We start from the raw sequence: 453 nt of genomic DNA, 5'->3' as shown, positions 1-453 counted from the left end.
GTATTGGGCAACGATAATCCACAGGCCAGCGTCTGTGGCGAAATCATCCTTAGCGATGAGTTCTACTCTTACGACACCAAGTACATTAATGAGCAGGGCGCGCAGGTGGTGGTACCGGCGGCGATCGATCAGGACGTCAGCGATAAAATCCGCGAAGTGGCATTGCAAGCCTTCAAGGCGCTGGATTGCTTGGGTATGGCGCGCGTCGACGTATTCCTGACGCCGGATAATAACGTGATTATCAACGAGATTAATACGTTGCCTGGCTTCACCAATATCAGCATGTATCCAAAACTGTGGGGAGCCAGCGGGGTGAGCTATACCCAGTTGATCACCGCGTTGATTGAGCTGGCTCTTGAGCGGCATCAGCAGGATCGCGGGTTGAACAGTTCGGTGTTTGACAGCAAGTAAATGGTGTTTTCCTGGCACTCTCCGAGTTGAAGAGTGCCAGAA

Annotated in this window: 1 protein-coding gene; it reads left to right on the top strand. The window is 52.3% G+C overall.

What is annotated here, in order from left to right; genetic code table 11:
* Positions 1–411, top strand: a 411-nt coding sequence (locus tag DUK53_RS17120; RefSeq protein WP_124893244.1) for an ATP-grasp domain-containing protein, incomplete at its 5' end; no start/stop codon positions are given.
* Positions 412–453 lie beyond the last annotated feature (42 nt).

It is taken from the genome of Listeria sp. SHR_NRA_18, assembly GCF_003856515.1.
GTDB classification, from domain to species: Bacteria; Bacillota; Bacilli; order Lactobacillales; family Listeriaceae; genus Listeria_A; species Listeria_A newyorkensis.
This window is presented reverse-complemented; position numbering and strand designations above follow the sequence as displayed.